Source organism: Pseudomonas sp. AL10, from assembly GCF_029960685.1.
GTDB lineage: Bacteria > Pseudomonadota > Gammaproteobacteria > Pseudomonadales > Pseudomonadaceae > Aquipseudomonas > Aquipseudomonas lactis.
Map to the genome: position 1 here is coordinate 1 of NZ_JASBQZ010000009.1, position 14220 is coordinate 14220.

Annotated in this window: 11 protein-coding genes and 1 pseudogene; 6 read left to right on the plus strand and 6 right to left on the minus strand. The window is 58.0% G+C overall.

The genetic code is table 11. The features are described from left to right. Positions 1–102 precede the first annotated feature (102 nt). Positions 103–1032 carry a DMT family transporter gene (locus QK296_RS11840; protein WP_057710344.1) on the minus strand — a complete coding sequence of 310 codons (930 nt, stop codon included), beginning with the start codon at positions 1030–1032 and terminating at the stop codon, positions 103–105. A gap of 92 nt (positions 1033–1124) precedes the next feature. Here QK296_RS11840 and QK296_RS11845 point away from each other — a divergent pair, with 92 nt between their 5' ends. After that, positions 1125–1688, plus strand: coding sequence for an XRE family transcriptional regulator (locus QK296_RS11845; RefSeq protein WP_003192155.1), 564 nt, complete (start codon positions 1125–1127; stop codon positions 1686–1688). 153 nt (positions 1689–1841) lie between these two features. Next, the gene (locus tag QK296_RS11850; RefSeq protein ID WP_032900748.1) at positions 1842–2198 is read left to right on the plus strand and encodes a hypothetical protein; all 357 of its coding nucleotides are present in this window, start codon (positions 1842–1844) and stop codon (positions 2196–2198) included. A 141-nt stretch (positions 2199–2339) separates the two neighbouring features. Here the strand turns inward: QK296_RS11850 and QK296_RS11855 are convergent, their stop codons facing one another. Beyond that, on the minus strand, positions 2340–2486 hold the full coding sequence (locus QK296_RS11855; RefSeq protein ID WP_157255546.1) for a hypothetical protein: 147 nt from the start codon (positions 2484–2486) through the stop codon (positions 2340–2342). A gap of 34 nt (positions 2487–2520) precedes the next feature. Here QK296_RS11855 and QK296_RS29055 point away from each other — a divergent pair. Both QK296_RS29055 and QK296_RS11860 read left to right on the plus strand, forming a co-directional pair. After that, positions 2521–2681, plus strand: a pseudogene (locus QK296_RS29055) (ABC transporter ATP-binding protein); the annotation flags it as partial. A gap of 12 nt (positions 2682–2693) precedes the next feature. Continuing rightward, positions 2694–4088, plus strand: a complete 1395-nt coding sequence (locus tag QK296_RS11860) for an FAD/NAD(P)-binding protein (RefSeq protein WP_282390955.1) — start codon at positions 2694–2696, stop codon at positions 4086–4088. Between the two features lie 103 nt (positions 4089–4191). Here the strand turns inward: QK296_RS11860 and QK296_RS11865 are convergent, their stop codons facing one another. The 4 genes from QK296_RS11865 to QK296_RS11880 are packed head-to-tail and all read right to left on the minus strand — an operon-like array spanning position 4192 to position 8809. Next, positions 4192–5445 (minus strand): HlyD family efflux transporter periplasmic adaptor subunit, encoded by a 1254-nt coding sequence (locus QK296_RS11865; RefSeq protein ID WP_192002766.1) that lies wholly within the window; start codon positions 5443–5445, stop codon positions 4192–4194. Then, the gene (locus QK296_RS11870; protein WP_282390956.1) at positions 5435–6913 is read right to left on the minus strand and encodes a TolC family protein; all 1479 of its coding nucleotides are present in this window, start codon (positions 6911–6913) and stop codon (positions 5435–5437) included. The genes QK296_RS11865 and QK296_RS11870 overlap by 11 nt, the downstream gene beginning before the upstream one ends. After that, on the minus strand, positions 6906–8105 hold the full coding sequence (locus QK296_RS11875; RefSeq protein WP_003192149.1) for an ABC transporter permease: 1200 nt from the start codon (positions 8103–8105) through the stop codon (positions 6906–6908). The genes QK296_RS11870 and QK296_RS11875 overlap by 8 nt, the downstream gene beginning before the upstream one ends. Further along, positions 8102–8809: an ABC transporter ATP-binding protein gene (locus QK296_RS11880; protein ID WP_032900746.1), complete on the minus strand. Its 708-nt coding sequence runs from the start codon at positions 8807–8809 to the stop codon at positions 8102–8104. Before QK296_RS11880 ends, QK296_RS11875 begins: the two co-directional genes overlap by 4 nt. A gap of 355 nt (positions 8810–9164) precedes the next feature. On the opposite strand from QK296_RS11880, the gene QK296_RS11885 reads away from it, so the two are divergent. Together QK296_RS11885 and QK296_RS11890 are read left to right on the plus strand one after the other, a co-directional pair. Further along, positions 9165–9896 (plus strand): TetR/AcrR family transcriptional regulator, encoded by a 732-nt coding sequence (locus QK296_RS11885; protein WP_003192146.1) that lies wholly within the window; start codon positions 9165–9167, stop codon positions 9894–9896. Positions 9897–10296: 400 nt separating this feature from the next. Then, on the plus strand, positions 10297–14196 hold the full coding sequence (locus QK296_RS11890) for a hypothetical protein (RefSeq protein ID WP_282390957.1): 3900 nt from the start codon (positions 10297–10299) through the stop codon (positions 14194–14196). Positions 14197–14220: the final 24 nt, after the last annotated feature.

The following is a 14220-nucleotide window of genomic DNA, read 5'->3' on the forward strand; positions in this document are numbered from 1 at the left end:
GCCAGCGTGGTTTAACGGGGCGCCTGAGATCAAGATCACAAGCAGATCAAGAGCAAGATCAAGAGCGGCTCGCTTCGCATCGTGGTTACTGTCGATCGTGGACTATCCCTGCCGCTCCTCTTCCAACGCCTCTGCCAACTCAACGGCCTTCTGCCCCTTCGTCTTCAACTCACTCACAATCACCGCCACCACAATCAACACCGCCCCCAACATTGCAATCGGCGGGAACCGCTCCCCGGCGATTCGCCCCACAACGCCGGCCCACACCGGCTCACCGGCATAAATCAACGTCGCCCGGGTTGGCGAAACACTTTGCTGGGCCCAGTTCATCGCCACCTGGATCACCGCACTGGTCAAGCCCAGGCCCACGGCACTGAACAGCAGCAGCCAGGAAAAGCCCGGCAACGCCTCGCCCATGGGCACCACCATCATGAACGACAGCACCGAAGCGGTGGCCAGTTGCACCACGGTCACCCGACGAATATCCACTTGGCCTGCAAATGCGCTGATCAAGATGATCTCGGCCGCTATTGCCACGGCACCGACCAGCGTAGCGATTTCACCTGGGCTGAAGTTCAGTGAAGCCCCCGCCGGGCCGGTCAACAGCATCAACCCGGCAAACGCCAGCATGATGCCGATGCTGGGCATCAACCCGGGGCGACGGCCCAATACCAGCCACTGCAACAGCGGCACGAATGGTACATACAAGGCGGTGATAAACGCCGACTGGCTGCTCAAGATGGTTTGCAGGCCAATGGTCTGCAAGCCATAGCCGAACATGATCGCCACCCCGATAAACACCCCGGCCTTCAATTCGAACAGGGTCAGGTCGCGCAGGGTGCGCAAGGAAAAAAGCCCAACCACTATCGTCGCCGCCGCGAAGCGCAGACCCACAAAAAACATCGGCCCGCTGACGGCCATAGCGTGCTGCACGAGCAAAAAGGTGCCGCCCCAGATCATGGTGATCACCACCAGGATGCATTCGGCTTTACTGAAACGGTTGAAACGCGAAGGCGAGTTCGGGGTGGTCATGGCGGCTCGGTCTTGCAAGGGGAAAGCACGGACCGCACAATGCGCCGCACGCTGGGCAGTATACTGCGCACACCCACCTATTGAGCAATATAGTGCACAAAGAAAATCCGCAACGGGCCTCGGTCCTGCAGCACGTCAGCCAGAACGTTCGTCGCCTGCGCCATGCCGCCGACCTGAGCCAGACCGCGCTCTCGGAAAAATCCGGGGTCAGCCGGCGCATGCTGGTGGCGATTGAGGCAGGGGAGAAGAACGTCAGCTTATCGACCCTGGACCGAGTGGCCGAAGCGTTGGACGTGGCGTTCAGTGATTTGATCCAGGCGCCGGATGCTCCCGATCACAGCTGCATCAACGAGCTGGCCTGGGCGGGTGAGATCCCGGGCAGCAAAGCCGTATTACTGGCTAAGGCTAACGCTCGACGTGAAGTTGAATTGTGGGAGATGCGCTTGGAACCAGGGGATCGCTACTGTCCCGAGCCGGATCCGGAAGGGTGGAGCGTGCAGTTGTTTGTATATGAAGGTCACCTGACACTGAAAGTGGGAGACGAAAAAATAATCGTCAGCGCTGGCGAGTTTTTTATGTTTGCCAGCCGCCAAGGCCACGTCTACCGCAATGATAGTGAGGTCGCGGTGCAGTTTGTTCGTAATGTCGTTATTTGATTAATTTGTCAGGTGTCTGTCGACAGTTTTTATTGTTTGTCAACTGTTGAGTTTGACAGGTTTAAGCGTTCGTCATATTTGCTAGATTGGTTTCTCGATATCGTTGATGTGCTATCAGCGCAAGTCGAGTTAACTTATTGAAGGAGATAGTCAATGGATATTTTTTTGCCTGATCCAGCTACAAACCTGCCTGGCTCGACGTTGCCTGATGCTTCGATCACTCCGGTGAACCCTGATGGGACGCTCAATAATCACGATATCGAGAATAAACTCGCTTACATGCACGTGTTCCCCTATGCCGGTATCCAACTTGAGGACGAGGTAGCTTGCTCCCAAAAAGTGGAGGGCGGAACGTGGTTCAGTTTTCGTGAGGTCACTAATCCTTGCGCCACTATCGACGTATTAGTACGTTCATTGCGTGGTGGCACTACGACAACTATTTCGTATTACGTGAGGCGCGGGGGAGAAATTGTGGGGCGCTCCGGAGAAAGGGTCTATCACGTCGTATAGGGCTTTCTAACCTGAGTGTTTTGATAAGTCATGCAACGTTTTGTCCTTGCCATCTGTTCTGGCGTGATTTTCCAGTGTTTTCATATGGCGAGGAGACTTGGACGCACGCGAAAGTCGTGGCTGTTTCCAGTGCGATAATTGTCAATAGATCGCCATGACAAAAACAGCTGCTGATTGTTTTATCTTACCCTTCCAAAAGCTGCGAACATCGGTATCTGTCTGTGCATCGGCTCTCCATTTCATTGCCAACTGCCACGGCCCGCCTTGCTCTCGCAGCGTTTCAGTCAAAGACAATCCTAATTGCCCAGGCCATGCTAATGCCCGCGAGTAGCGGGTGAGGCTCCTGATCGCTGAGCACACTGTCAATGTCGCGTTCAACTATGCATCTCAGAGCTACGTGCTGGATACTGGGCGGGTGGTCCTGAGTCGCAGTACCGCGCCGTTGTTGGTGCGGGACATGACATTTGTCTGGGCAAACAGTAAGGGTGAACCAGCATGAATCAATCAACTCGTAACGCTGACGTGCTGATCATCGGTGGTGGCCTGAGCGGTACGATGCTGGCCGTGCAACTGCTGCGCCTACCGGGCACGCGGCGCATCCTGATAGTCGAACCTCGCGCTGAACTGGGGCGTGGCGAAGCCTACAGCGCGGTCGAATTGGGCCATACGCTGAACGGCAATGCCGCCCGCATGAGCGTTGACCCGGACAATGCTGACGACCTCACTCAGTGGCTCACCGACTACATCAGCGCCGGGGGATGGCCCGAGTCGTATCAACAGCATGTGCCCATCAGCGAGCTGTTCCCGCCACGGGGGCTTTTCGGCCTGTACGCGCAGCAGCGTCTGGCGCAAGCCAAGGCGCTTTCTACATCGAGCGTCGAGCACATCCGCGCCGAAGGGGTAGACCTGCAAGTCGATGCCACCTCGGCGTTGTTGACTCTCGATACTGGCGAGCAACTGCGCGGCGCCTGTGCGGTATTGGCCACTGGCATGTTCCCGGCGGCGCGCACTCCGCAGACCGAGTCCACAGGATTGAATGCCGCCGCGCTGGACCCCTGGGATGTCCCCGCGATGACTCGTCTCGACCCACAATCGACCGTGCTGATCATCGGCTCGGGCCTGACCATGGTCGATGCCGTGGTCTCCCTGGAGCAGGCCGGCCATCGCGGGCCTATCGAGGTTTTTTCGCGCCACGGCTTGTTGCCCCATGTACGCCGGCAACCGCCGAGCTGGAACGACTTCCTCGCCGCCGACCACAGCCTGAGCAGCCCCCGACAGTTGCTGCGTGAGGTGCGACGCCAATGCCAGCTCGCGTTGGGGCAAGGCACAGACTGGCAGGCGCCGTTGGACACGGTGCGCGGGCATATCGCGCGGCTGTGGAGCCAGGCCAGTGAGGCTCAGAAACGCCAGTTCGTGCGGCATGTGCGGCCCTGGTGGGAAAGCCATCATCACCGTTCGCCACCCTTGAGCGCGCAGTTGCTGGCGCGGTTGCACCAGCAAGGGCGGTTGCGCATCCGTGCGGCGTCGTTCAAGGGTTTGATGACGTCGCAAGAGGGGGTCGCCATTGCGGTGCGCTACCGTGGCGAGGATGTGATCACCCAGGTGTGGGGCGCCGCGCTGATCAATTCCAGCGGCATCGAATACGACTGGCGCCGGGTGGCCCGGCCTTTGCCGCAGCAATTGCTCAAGCGCGGGTTGGTCCAGCCTGGGCCGTTGGCGCTGGGGATTGCGGCGGATGCGTCCGGCGCAGTGCTGGATGCTCGCGGCCAGGTCAGCCCGCGACTGTTCGCCATGGGGCCGCCGTTGCGGGGCATGTGGTGGGAGAGCACGGCGGTGACCGATGTGGCCCTGCAGGCCAAGGCACTGGCCGCCAGGCTGGCACAGGCTTGAATGTGGGAGCTGGCTTGCCTGCGAAAGCGCTAGTGCAGTAACAGATGCAGTGACTGACACACCGCTTTCGCGGGCAAGCCTGCTCCCACATGGTGTTCTCCTTTTATCTGGAGATTTTCACAAACCCGGATTTCAGCCCAAACACCTCAACCCCCTGGGGCGTCGATTGCCCAGTGGTCACTTTTACCCGCTGCACCGGCTGGTCCATCGCCGCCCGATACTCCACCGTCATGTCCGCCTGGATCGCCTGGCTGGGAATCACGATCGCTTGGTCATTGTTGTAGGTGACGATAGTCAAGCGCGCACTCATGCCCAGGCGCACCCGCTGCAACTGTTGCGGTGTCAGCTTGGGGATCGACAAGGTCACCGGAAACTGCGCGCTGCCCTGGCTGTCGCTGGCGATGGCCAAGCCGCTGACCACGCTGACCGAACCCGTCAGCCGTTCGCCATCAAAGCCATCGCCCATCACTTCCACGGCCTGGCCCTGACGCAACTGGTTGATATCCAGCTCTGAGACCTTGGCGACGATTTTCAACTGTTCGATATTGGCCAGGCCGAACAGCACCTGGCCCTGGCTGACCTTGCTGCCGGCCTGCACCGGCGCGCTGTTATTGCCGCCGCCTTGAGCCGTGTTGGTGCTGCCGGGTGCCGGTACCACGATGCCGGAGAAGGGCGCCTTGACCTCCTTGCCTTCGAGCAGGGTTTGCAAGGCTTCGTACTTCACCGTGGCATTGGTCAGTTCCATTTCGGCGATCTGCCGGTATTCGCCCTGGCCTTGGTCCAGGGCTTGTTGCAGCTCACTGCGCGCCGCCGCCAAGTCCAATTGCTGTTGCTGGGTTTGCTGCTTGAGGTCATCCAGTTCGTTGCGCGGGATGATGCCGCGCTTGAACAGGTTTTCGCTCTCGGTGAGTTTGCGTTGGGTGTTGCCCGCGGTCATTTCAGCGGTGCGTAAACTGCGACGGGCGCGGCTGACGGTGGGGCTGCTGCCCCAGTCCTGCATTTCCTGCACGGTGCGCCGGGCCTTGAGTTGTGCGGAGAGGGCGTCGCGCAGTTGCACTTCCAGCGCCGCCGGGTCCATGCGCAACAGGACCTGGCCGGCCTCGACGCGCTGGCCTTGTTCGACCAGGTTAGCCAGCACATTGCCGTCGAACGGTGCCGTCAGGGTGACGGTGGTCTGCGGCTCGATCGTGCCCACCAGGCCGATCTGGTGCACCAGCGGGTCGGGCTTCACGGCCAGCCACTGCTCGGCCGTGTTCGCTGGCTCGGCGCCGCCGCGTTGGCTGAGCAGGCTGACTGCCGCCCCGGCCAACAACAGGGCCAAGGCAACGGCCAGCAGGGATTTTTTATTAATAGTCATTGAGGGCGATTTCCCAACTTTCCAGCGTCATGCCCAGGGTCAGATCGAGCTGGGTCTGGGCGTTCAAATAAGCGATCAGCGCATTGAGCTGGGCATTTTCGGCATTGCGCAGGTCGGTCTCGAAGCTCAGCACCTGGAAGTTGGTGGAGCGTCCGGCACTGAGTTTTTCCCGCTCGATCTCGATCTTGCGCCGCGACAACTCCACGGCGCGCTTGGAGATTTCATATTGGCGCCAGCGGGTGCCGAGGTCACGCACCACATTGTTGACGTTGCGCTCCAGTTCCTGGCGAGCGTCGGTGATGCGGATTTCCTGATCCTCCACATTCACCCGCGCACGCACTTCGGCCTGGCGCGTGCTGATATCGCCAATAGGGATCTGCACTTGCACCCCGGCGTAACTGTCCCAGGTGCGGTTATTGTTATGGCCGTCGTCGTTATCGGTGGCGGCGCGTATCTGGTTGGCGCCTGCGACCAGGTCCACTTGCCAGCGCCCGGAATCCTTGGCGATCACCAGGTTAAGGTCGGCCTGCTGGCTGCCGAGCAGGGCGGCGAGGTATTCCGGTTGCTGGTTTTGCGCGAGGTTGAAGGCCTGGCGCTTGTCTATCTCCATGGGGCTGGCTCCCAGGGCCTCGGTGGCACGCACCGGTGTCGACAGGTCCAGGGCCAGCAGGCGCAGTAACGCCAGGCGGCTGGTGTCGAGTTGGTTGCGGGCTTCTTCCACGCCCAATTGCTGGGTGGCGATGTCGGCTTCGGTCTGCACGATCTCGAACTCGGCCATGCGCCCGGCGCTGATCAGCGCCTTGTTCACCTCCAGCAAGGTCGTGGAGCGCTTGAGGGCTTCCTGCACGATCACCAACTGTTCCTGGGCACGCAGCAACTCGCGGTAGGTGGCGATGATCTGGCTGATGGTCTGCGCCACGGTGGCCTTGAGGTTCAGGCGGTTGGCCTGCTCGGCCAGGCGCGACAGGCGCAACGGTGCGGTGGTGGCATCCCAGCCGGCGCCGCGCATCAGCGGTTGGATGATCGCCAGGTCCAGGCCGTCGCTGCGGTAGCGGCCGGCGCGGTTGGCGTTGTTCAACTGCTGGGTCCAGGCCATGCTCAAGCGTGTGCCGTATTCACCCAGCAGGCTGCTGCTAGGCGCGACGTTGGCGTTGCGCGCATTGTCTTGGGAGCCGCGGGTGCTGCGGTAATAGCTGTTAAGGGTGAGCTTGGGGTTGAACACGTCTTCGGCCACGCGCAGGTCGAACTTCTGCGCCACCCGTTGCAGGTAGGCGCTGCGAATCGCCGGGTTATTACGCAGGCCCAGGTACACCGCGTCGCCCAGGGTCATAGTGGTGGCTTGGGCATTCAGCGAGACACTGCGCTCGTAGCCGCTGCGGGTGGTGCTGGGTGCCTGGGGGGTGATCACCACGTCGGCGGCCACGCCCGGCAGGCTGATCAGCATGAGCAGTGGCAGGTACTTATTCATCGCGCAGGGCCTCCACCGGCTGCAAGCGTGAGGCCGACACTGCCGGGTAAATGCCAAAGAACAAACCCACCAGCAACGTGCTGCCCACGCCCAGGGGCAGGGCGGCCACTGCCAAGGCAAAGGCCCAGCCTGACAGCCACGCATACAGCCAGGCAGCGGTCATGCCCAGCACCGCGCCGCACAGCGCACCCACGGCGGTGAGGGTGACCGCTTCGAGCAAAAACAGGTTGCGGATATCCCGCTGGCGCGCGCCCAGGGCCATGCGGATGCCAATCTCGCGGCGGCGTTCCGAGACGTTCATCAGCATCACGTTCATCACCCCGACACCGCCGCCCACCAGGGAGATTGCGCCGAGGGCCAGCAGCAGGTAGGCAAAGGTGCGGCTTTGGCGGGTCATGCCATCGATCATTTGCTGGGGCACCGTGATGTCGACGTCATGGTCGGTAAGCTGGGGTTGCAGCGCGGCGGCAGCGTCCCTGGCGATACGTTCCATGTCTTGCCCCTGCGCTGCGCGAATGATCAGGTTGTTGATCTGCGGGGTGGCATAGATACGGCGCATGCCCTCGGCGGGGATAAACAACGATTCGTTGGCTTGCACAGGCATCAGCATGGCTCGGGGTTGGTTGTGCAGGATGCCCACCACCAGAAACAGGTAATCGTTGATACGCACACGGTCGCCCAGTTGCAGCGGGTCGCCCGGTGCGCCGAGGGCCTGGGCGAGTTGGTCACCGATTACCCCGTAGGTTTCGTTGGCATCGAAGGGTGACAGGAAGCGCCCCTCACGCAACGCTAGTCGCATGGCGTCCTGGATACCCGCAGTACTGCCGACAAAGTTGGCATTGGCGGTGCGCCCATGAAACACGATGGGCCCGCTGAACAGGCTGAGCGCGCCAATATGGGCAATGCCTGGCACTGCCCGGCGTACGGCGTCGAGGTCGAGCCGGGTGCGCATCGGCACGTTGCTGCTGCCCTTGGGTGGGAACTGGGCGATGAGCGTGTCGGTGCCCATGTCCTTGAAAATCATCGCGGCATCCACCGCCGCGTTGTGGCCGATATTGATCAGCGCCACCACCGAGGAGCTGCCGATGACGATCCCCAGGAGCGCCAGGATCGAACGCTTGCCCAGGGTACGCAGGCTGATAAAGGCTTCGTGCAGCAGCTGGCTGAGGCTCTGCTCGACCCGCAGGCTCATGGGCGCCCGGCCTCATGCACCACGCCGTTGCGTACCAGGATCTTGCGCTCCAGGCGCTCGGCAATGTTAGGGTCGTGGGTGACAATGATCAGCGTCACCTGCTGCTCACGGTTGAGGTTCAACAGCAGGTCCATGATCTCCTGGGCGGTGGTGCTGTCGAGGTTGCCTGTGGGTTCGTCAGCCAGAATCACCGAGGGATTGCCAACCAGGGCGCGGGCAATGGCCACGCGCTGGCGCTGGCCGCCGGAGAGGTCGGCAGGGCGGTGGTGGGCGCGTTCGCCGAGGCCGACCTGTGCGAGCATACGTTGGGCGTGTTCCACCGATTCATGCCGTGACACGCCGCGATAACTCAAGGGCAGCGCGACGTTGTCCAGGGCGCTCAGGCGGGGCAGCAGGTTGAAACTCTGGAACACGAAGCCGATCTGCTGGTTGCGGATCGCCGCCAGCTCATCGGGGGTGGCGTTGAAAATATCGTGGCCGGCAAAGTGGTATTGGCCGCAGTTGGGCAGGTCCAGCAAGCCTAGGATGTTGAGCAGGGTGCTTTTGCCGGAACCGGAAGCACCGAGAATGCCGCAGCTGTCACCGCTGGCGATGGACAGGCACACGTCATTGAGAATGCTCAATTCTTGCCCGGCGAGCTGATAGCGCTTGCCGATGCCTTGCAGGGAAATCAAACCGGGTTGCGCGGGGGTCTGTGTCATCATGACTACGCCTGCAGTCTCGACGGTACCGCCTTGCTCCCGGAAACCCTTTGTAACAAGTTCGGAAGCTGCCTGTACGCGTCACGGACTGGTTTTATTTCTTGTTTTTAAAATATTGTTTGAATAGTAACTGCCTTCCTGACGCTTCGCCAGCCACGGAGGTAGAGCGGTTTTACCCTTCGAAACGATTTCGCCGTCACGTGTGTGGGGCGCACAAAAATTCCATGCCTCGTCTCAAAAGCCCGGTTATACAGGCTTTGCAAGATATGGCGGAGTGTCACTACTTGCTTTCGACGGGCCGCCCCGGTATAAAAAATCAAATTATTTTTTAAAACAATATTTCCGCCGTGGAACCCATATGGTCGCGAAGAAACTCAGCGCTCCAAACGTTACCAAGACTCGACTGCTGGATGCGACAGAGGCTCTTTTCATCAAGTACGGCTATGACGCCGTGTTGCTACGGCAGATAACCGAGCGTGCCCAGGTCAACCTGGCGGCGGTGAACTACCACTTCGGGGACAAGGACTCCCTGATGAAAACCCTGCTGATGCAGCGCCTGGAGCCCCTCAACGAGCAGCGCCTGGAGTTGCTGGCGCGCTGTGAAGCCGAATCCGACGGCCCGCTCGATTGCGACACACTCCTGGGCGTGCTGTTTGCCCCAGCCATGGGCCTGGAGCGCAGCGACCCGGCCAGCGGGGAAGGGCGCTCGTTCATCCGCTTCCTGGGCCGGGTCTACAGCGACACCTCGCCGTTCATTCAGGAATACCTCAAGGTGCATTACCAGCCGGTGTTCCAGCGTTTCTTCGAAGCCTTCGCCCTGGCCCTGCCGGATTTGCCGCGCAATGAACTGGGCGTACGCCTGCAATTTGCCCTCAAGGCCATTTCCGGGGTCATGGCTGGCACCGAACTGCGCCTGCTGATGAACTCCATGAGCCTGGGCCGCCCGGCCACGGATGCCGAGGTAATGGCCAAGCTGATCACGCTGGTGTCGGCAGCGATTCGCGTGCCGCAGCAGAGTGCCGAGGCTGAAACGGCGCTGGCCAAGGTGCTGGAAACCCAGCGCGCCATTCGCGAACAGGCTGCACGCTGAAACCCATCCCCAAACCCATGTAGGAGCGAGCTTGCTCGCGAAAAACGCAATGACGCCGCGGTTAACCAGAATGCCCGCGTTATCGTTGATGTTCTTCGCGAGCAAGCTCGCTCCTACAGGGTGAGGCCGTTTCCTGACCAAAACCCAGGCAAAAAAAAGCCCGCTGGGGCGGCGGGCTTGATATGCAACGTTTGTAACGGATGAGGCTTCACACTACGGCTTGGCTTGTGAATAAAACGTGAAAAATATGTAAGAGAAAGTGTGAATGTGCTTTGCGGCTTACAGGCATGTGAATGAGCAGGATTATTACCGCTGGTCAGAACTGTCAATTCTCACAGGTGACGGGTTGTAGTCGAGAGGACTTTTATTTCCCCAGCGATTCCCGCTCAGGAGAAAGATGATGCCGACCAAGCCCACGAATAAAAAACAGAGCGCTGCAGCCAGCCCCAAGAAAAAATCGGCTGGCATGGCTAAAACCAAGACGACGGCCTCAGAACAGCCGTCGGTTTCCGTCCTTCCTGTAGCGAATAAAAAAAAGACCCCGCCGAAAAAAACGTCGCTACCTAAAGGCCCGGCACAACCCACAGTCGTTCAAGATCTGGACTCCCCCTACCCTGTGCCCAACCAGGTCATTCCGGTTCTGGGAGCGGCCTACGGGATTGGTCATCGTCATATCAAAGATGGTTTGACCTATGTCTTTGAGCGTTGGTCCGACTGTAAAGAGGGCGATACATATCATATATGGATGAACGGGATACACATGCAAGAGGGTCAAGTTAATCCCGACAATAAAGATGACCCACGTTTTTTTCTGATAATTCCCAGAACGACCCTGCTGCACTATTTTGTCAATAATGTATATGGAGAAGTCATCCGGGGCGGCTCGGGAACAACAAGTACTTCAGTACCGCAACGTATTCTGATACTGCACACGTTGCCCGGTGGGGATGGCAATTGCGACGGTTCCTACCACCGTGGATTGACGTTTACGCTCTCCGATGTCTATGTCGACTCCGTGGTTGCGGCTCGAGGTGTGACATGCACCATCCACAAGTGGATGAACATGCGGGTCAATGACCTGGTTATGTTCTACTGGGGAGAGCACCGCTATGAGTTACCCCCTTTGCGTAATGATCAAGTCGGTTCCGACCTTACGTTCACTATCGAACCTACTTTTTTAAATGCAGCGGGCAGCGGCCATTTTGTCGTGCAGTTCTATTTATACGACGAGGTCTTGGATGTGTCTGGACCTTGCCACCGATGGAGCAAACCGACTCCTGTCAACGTTGACCTTAACCTGACGTTGCTGGATGAGCCTGAGATTGTCGAGGCGGATCCGGCAACACTGCTCTTGGAAGCTGATGAGTTACATGGTCAACCTGCCACAGGTTCAGTACTGATTCGCAGAAATGATCCGAACTTTATCAGGGGGGATTTCCTCATTTGGAAGGTGGAAGGCAACACGGTGGATGGCGAGAATGTTTCCTATGGGTTTCGCTTGGAAGTTGAACTGGCGAATTACAACGACATTGCAATTCCCAACGCGTTTATCCGTTCTCTGATTCAAAGCACCTTGAAGATCTCCTATGTTCGTGAACGAGGCATGCTGGCATCCAGATCAACCATCTATGCGGTCGCTGGAGTCCTTTATACCTTGCCTCAGCCCGACGTCGTCCAGGCGCATGGTCCATTTGTGGAGCCGGACTTGCCATACATCACTGCGGCAATGCCTGACTACACCCCGCCCGGTAATGCAGGGGATAGCCTGCGAGTCAATATTATGGGGGATAACAAGGATGGCAGTGTCGAGCACGAATTCAGCGATCGCGCCGCCGGAACTCATCCCCGTTTCCGGGACTTCCTGAACGCCGCCTATGCACGATTCGAAGGACTGCTTCGTACCCGCGTCTATTACGGTGTCACGGGGCCAGTAAACATACGCGAGTCCGAACGTCGATATATCCAGGTCGGGCGTCCGGCACGCAGTTTAATCGCGCCACTTATTCAGGAGGCAGACGCCACCAACAATGTTAATCCGGACAGCATCGGCAGCGTCGCGACGTTTGAGGCCCGTGCAGAGTTCAGGGCCGGCGATGAAGTTATTATCAAATTCGTGGGATCGGTAACGGGAACAATCTCATCCTCCTATGTACTGGCTGTGAATTCCAACCCTTTTCTTGCTGATATTCCTAAACAGCTGATAGACGGCAATAAAAATGGCACGCTCACTATCAGTTATGTGCGCAGGCGGTTTGCCGTGGATGAGTTGTCCGAAGAGGCGACCTATACCATTGGCAGGGCATTGGGCTTGCTGTCCCTGCCCGAGGTCCTCGAGGCGACAACAGGGCCGGATGAACTCGACCCGTGGCTGGTAGTAAATACCGGAGCCACAGTACGTTGCCGCTATGATGAACCCAAGGACGGCGATACCGTCGAAGTCTGTTGGCTAGGGCTGGTCGGCGGCGGCGTACACTTTGAAGTCAAGGATGCGCAAAGCGGAGATGCTTATGTCGATGTGATCGTTCCGCCGGAAGCGATTGGCTTCAGTATTCATCCGTCTGGGCGTGATATCGACGTATCGTTTAAGGTGGTGCGTAATGGTTTTCCCACAGACTCACCAACCCTCACCTTGAACTTGCTGACCTTGAGCCATGTGCCTGGCGCAACGATTGATAGCATCGGCGAAAGCGCCGTTCTCGAAATACCCAAGTTACAAGACCTTGACCAGACCCGTGTGCTTCCCTGGCCATACATTGCACTTAAACAGAAGATGTATAAACGCTACATCGGAACCTTTAACAATGATGACGCCTATTACGAGGAGACATTTGCAGGTCGTGATGTCTCATTCAACGATGTGAACGATGGACCCGCGTCTTACACGCCTGTTGGCAGATTGCGCAATCTGCAAGAGTGGACGCCCTTAGCCATTGAATTTGGTGTGACGTTTAATCACAGTAGCAACGCTGGTGATATTGTATGGTTCGAGACTCGCCATTATATGGTTCAGATTGAGTCCAATATCTTCCCTCATCCGCAAATCAAGTATTCTTCTCCTCCGGACGGGCCTGAAGTTGTTATCAGTCCTATCACCGTTGAAAATAAATGTCAGGTGTTGGTGACCTACCCGAACATGAACCAAGGGGGAGAGGATCTGATTACGCTGTATTTGATCGACTCACAGGGAACGTCGATTGAAGTGGGTACGCTGCCTGGCCTTGACGGCGGCACGGTGACGTTCAATATCAGCAATGAGCTGGTTGGGGCGGCAATTAATACTACAATCCAGTTTCAGTATGAGGTGATATTGGGGCGTGGTGGGCAAGGCTCTTCGGAAGTTCAGATAGTGCATGTCCAGGCGATCCCTCTGGGCAGTCTGCCAAGAGCCTTTATCAATAATATTGGCAATGGAGGCACCATAAATCCTGCCAGTCTGACTGGTAATGCTGTGTTGAGAATGGGCAAATGGCCGTATAGTCAGGAAGGCCATATTGCCTGGTTAAGAGTATCTGCCCCAGGAGCGAGCACGCAGGAATTGCTGGTAGCGCACAGCGTTACTGCTAATGAGGCTGCCAATGGCTTTATAAACCTCACGGTATTGCGCAGTTGGCTGATGTCTGTGCCAAACAATGGAACCGTCACTATAACGCCGCATGTGAACTTCAATAAGCAGAATGATAAGCCAAAAGCGGTGGCCTTCCCGCAGACGCAGTACCGGATCGTGCATACTACAGCATTGGTGTTCAATCAGGTGACGGTGTATCTGAACAGGAAAACGTACCTAATAGACGGATATCCAAATGTTTTGCCAGCTTTCGGTGCGGGTAATCAGGTCCAATATATGGCATCCGGCGGAACTCCGCCGTATACTTATTCTACCTCCAATGCCAATGTCGCCAATGTCACTAGCAATTCAGGATTAGTCACCGTGCGAGGTAATGGCACTGCATATATCAGCGTGCGTGACTCGTCATTCCCCGCACAGACGCGAAGTTACGCCGTTGTTGTCAGTAATGTGGTTCGCTGCCTTGATTTGGGTAATGGTACTGTTCCCACAAATCGGTCGGTCGCTGCCAACGCTGGCAGGCGCCTGCCCAGCCTGACAGAGGCTCGAGAGATTCATGCGGCGTATGGCGCTCGTTGGCCGATAGGGGGCGGCTACTTTGATTGCACTTCGACGTTCTCCCATTCTGAATGGTTTAGTAATTACTACTATGTGATCAACGTCAAAAACGGTGATACAGGGACAGCCAAGGATCACGTTCTTGGTGGTTACAGCAATGCTATCGGGCTGCTCTGAACAGGACTTGTTGTCATGAAATAG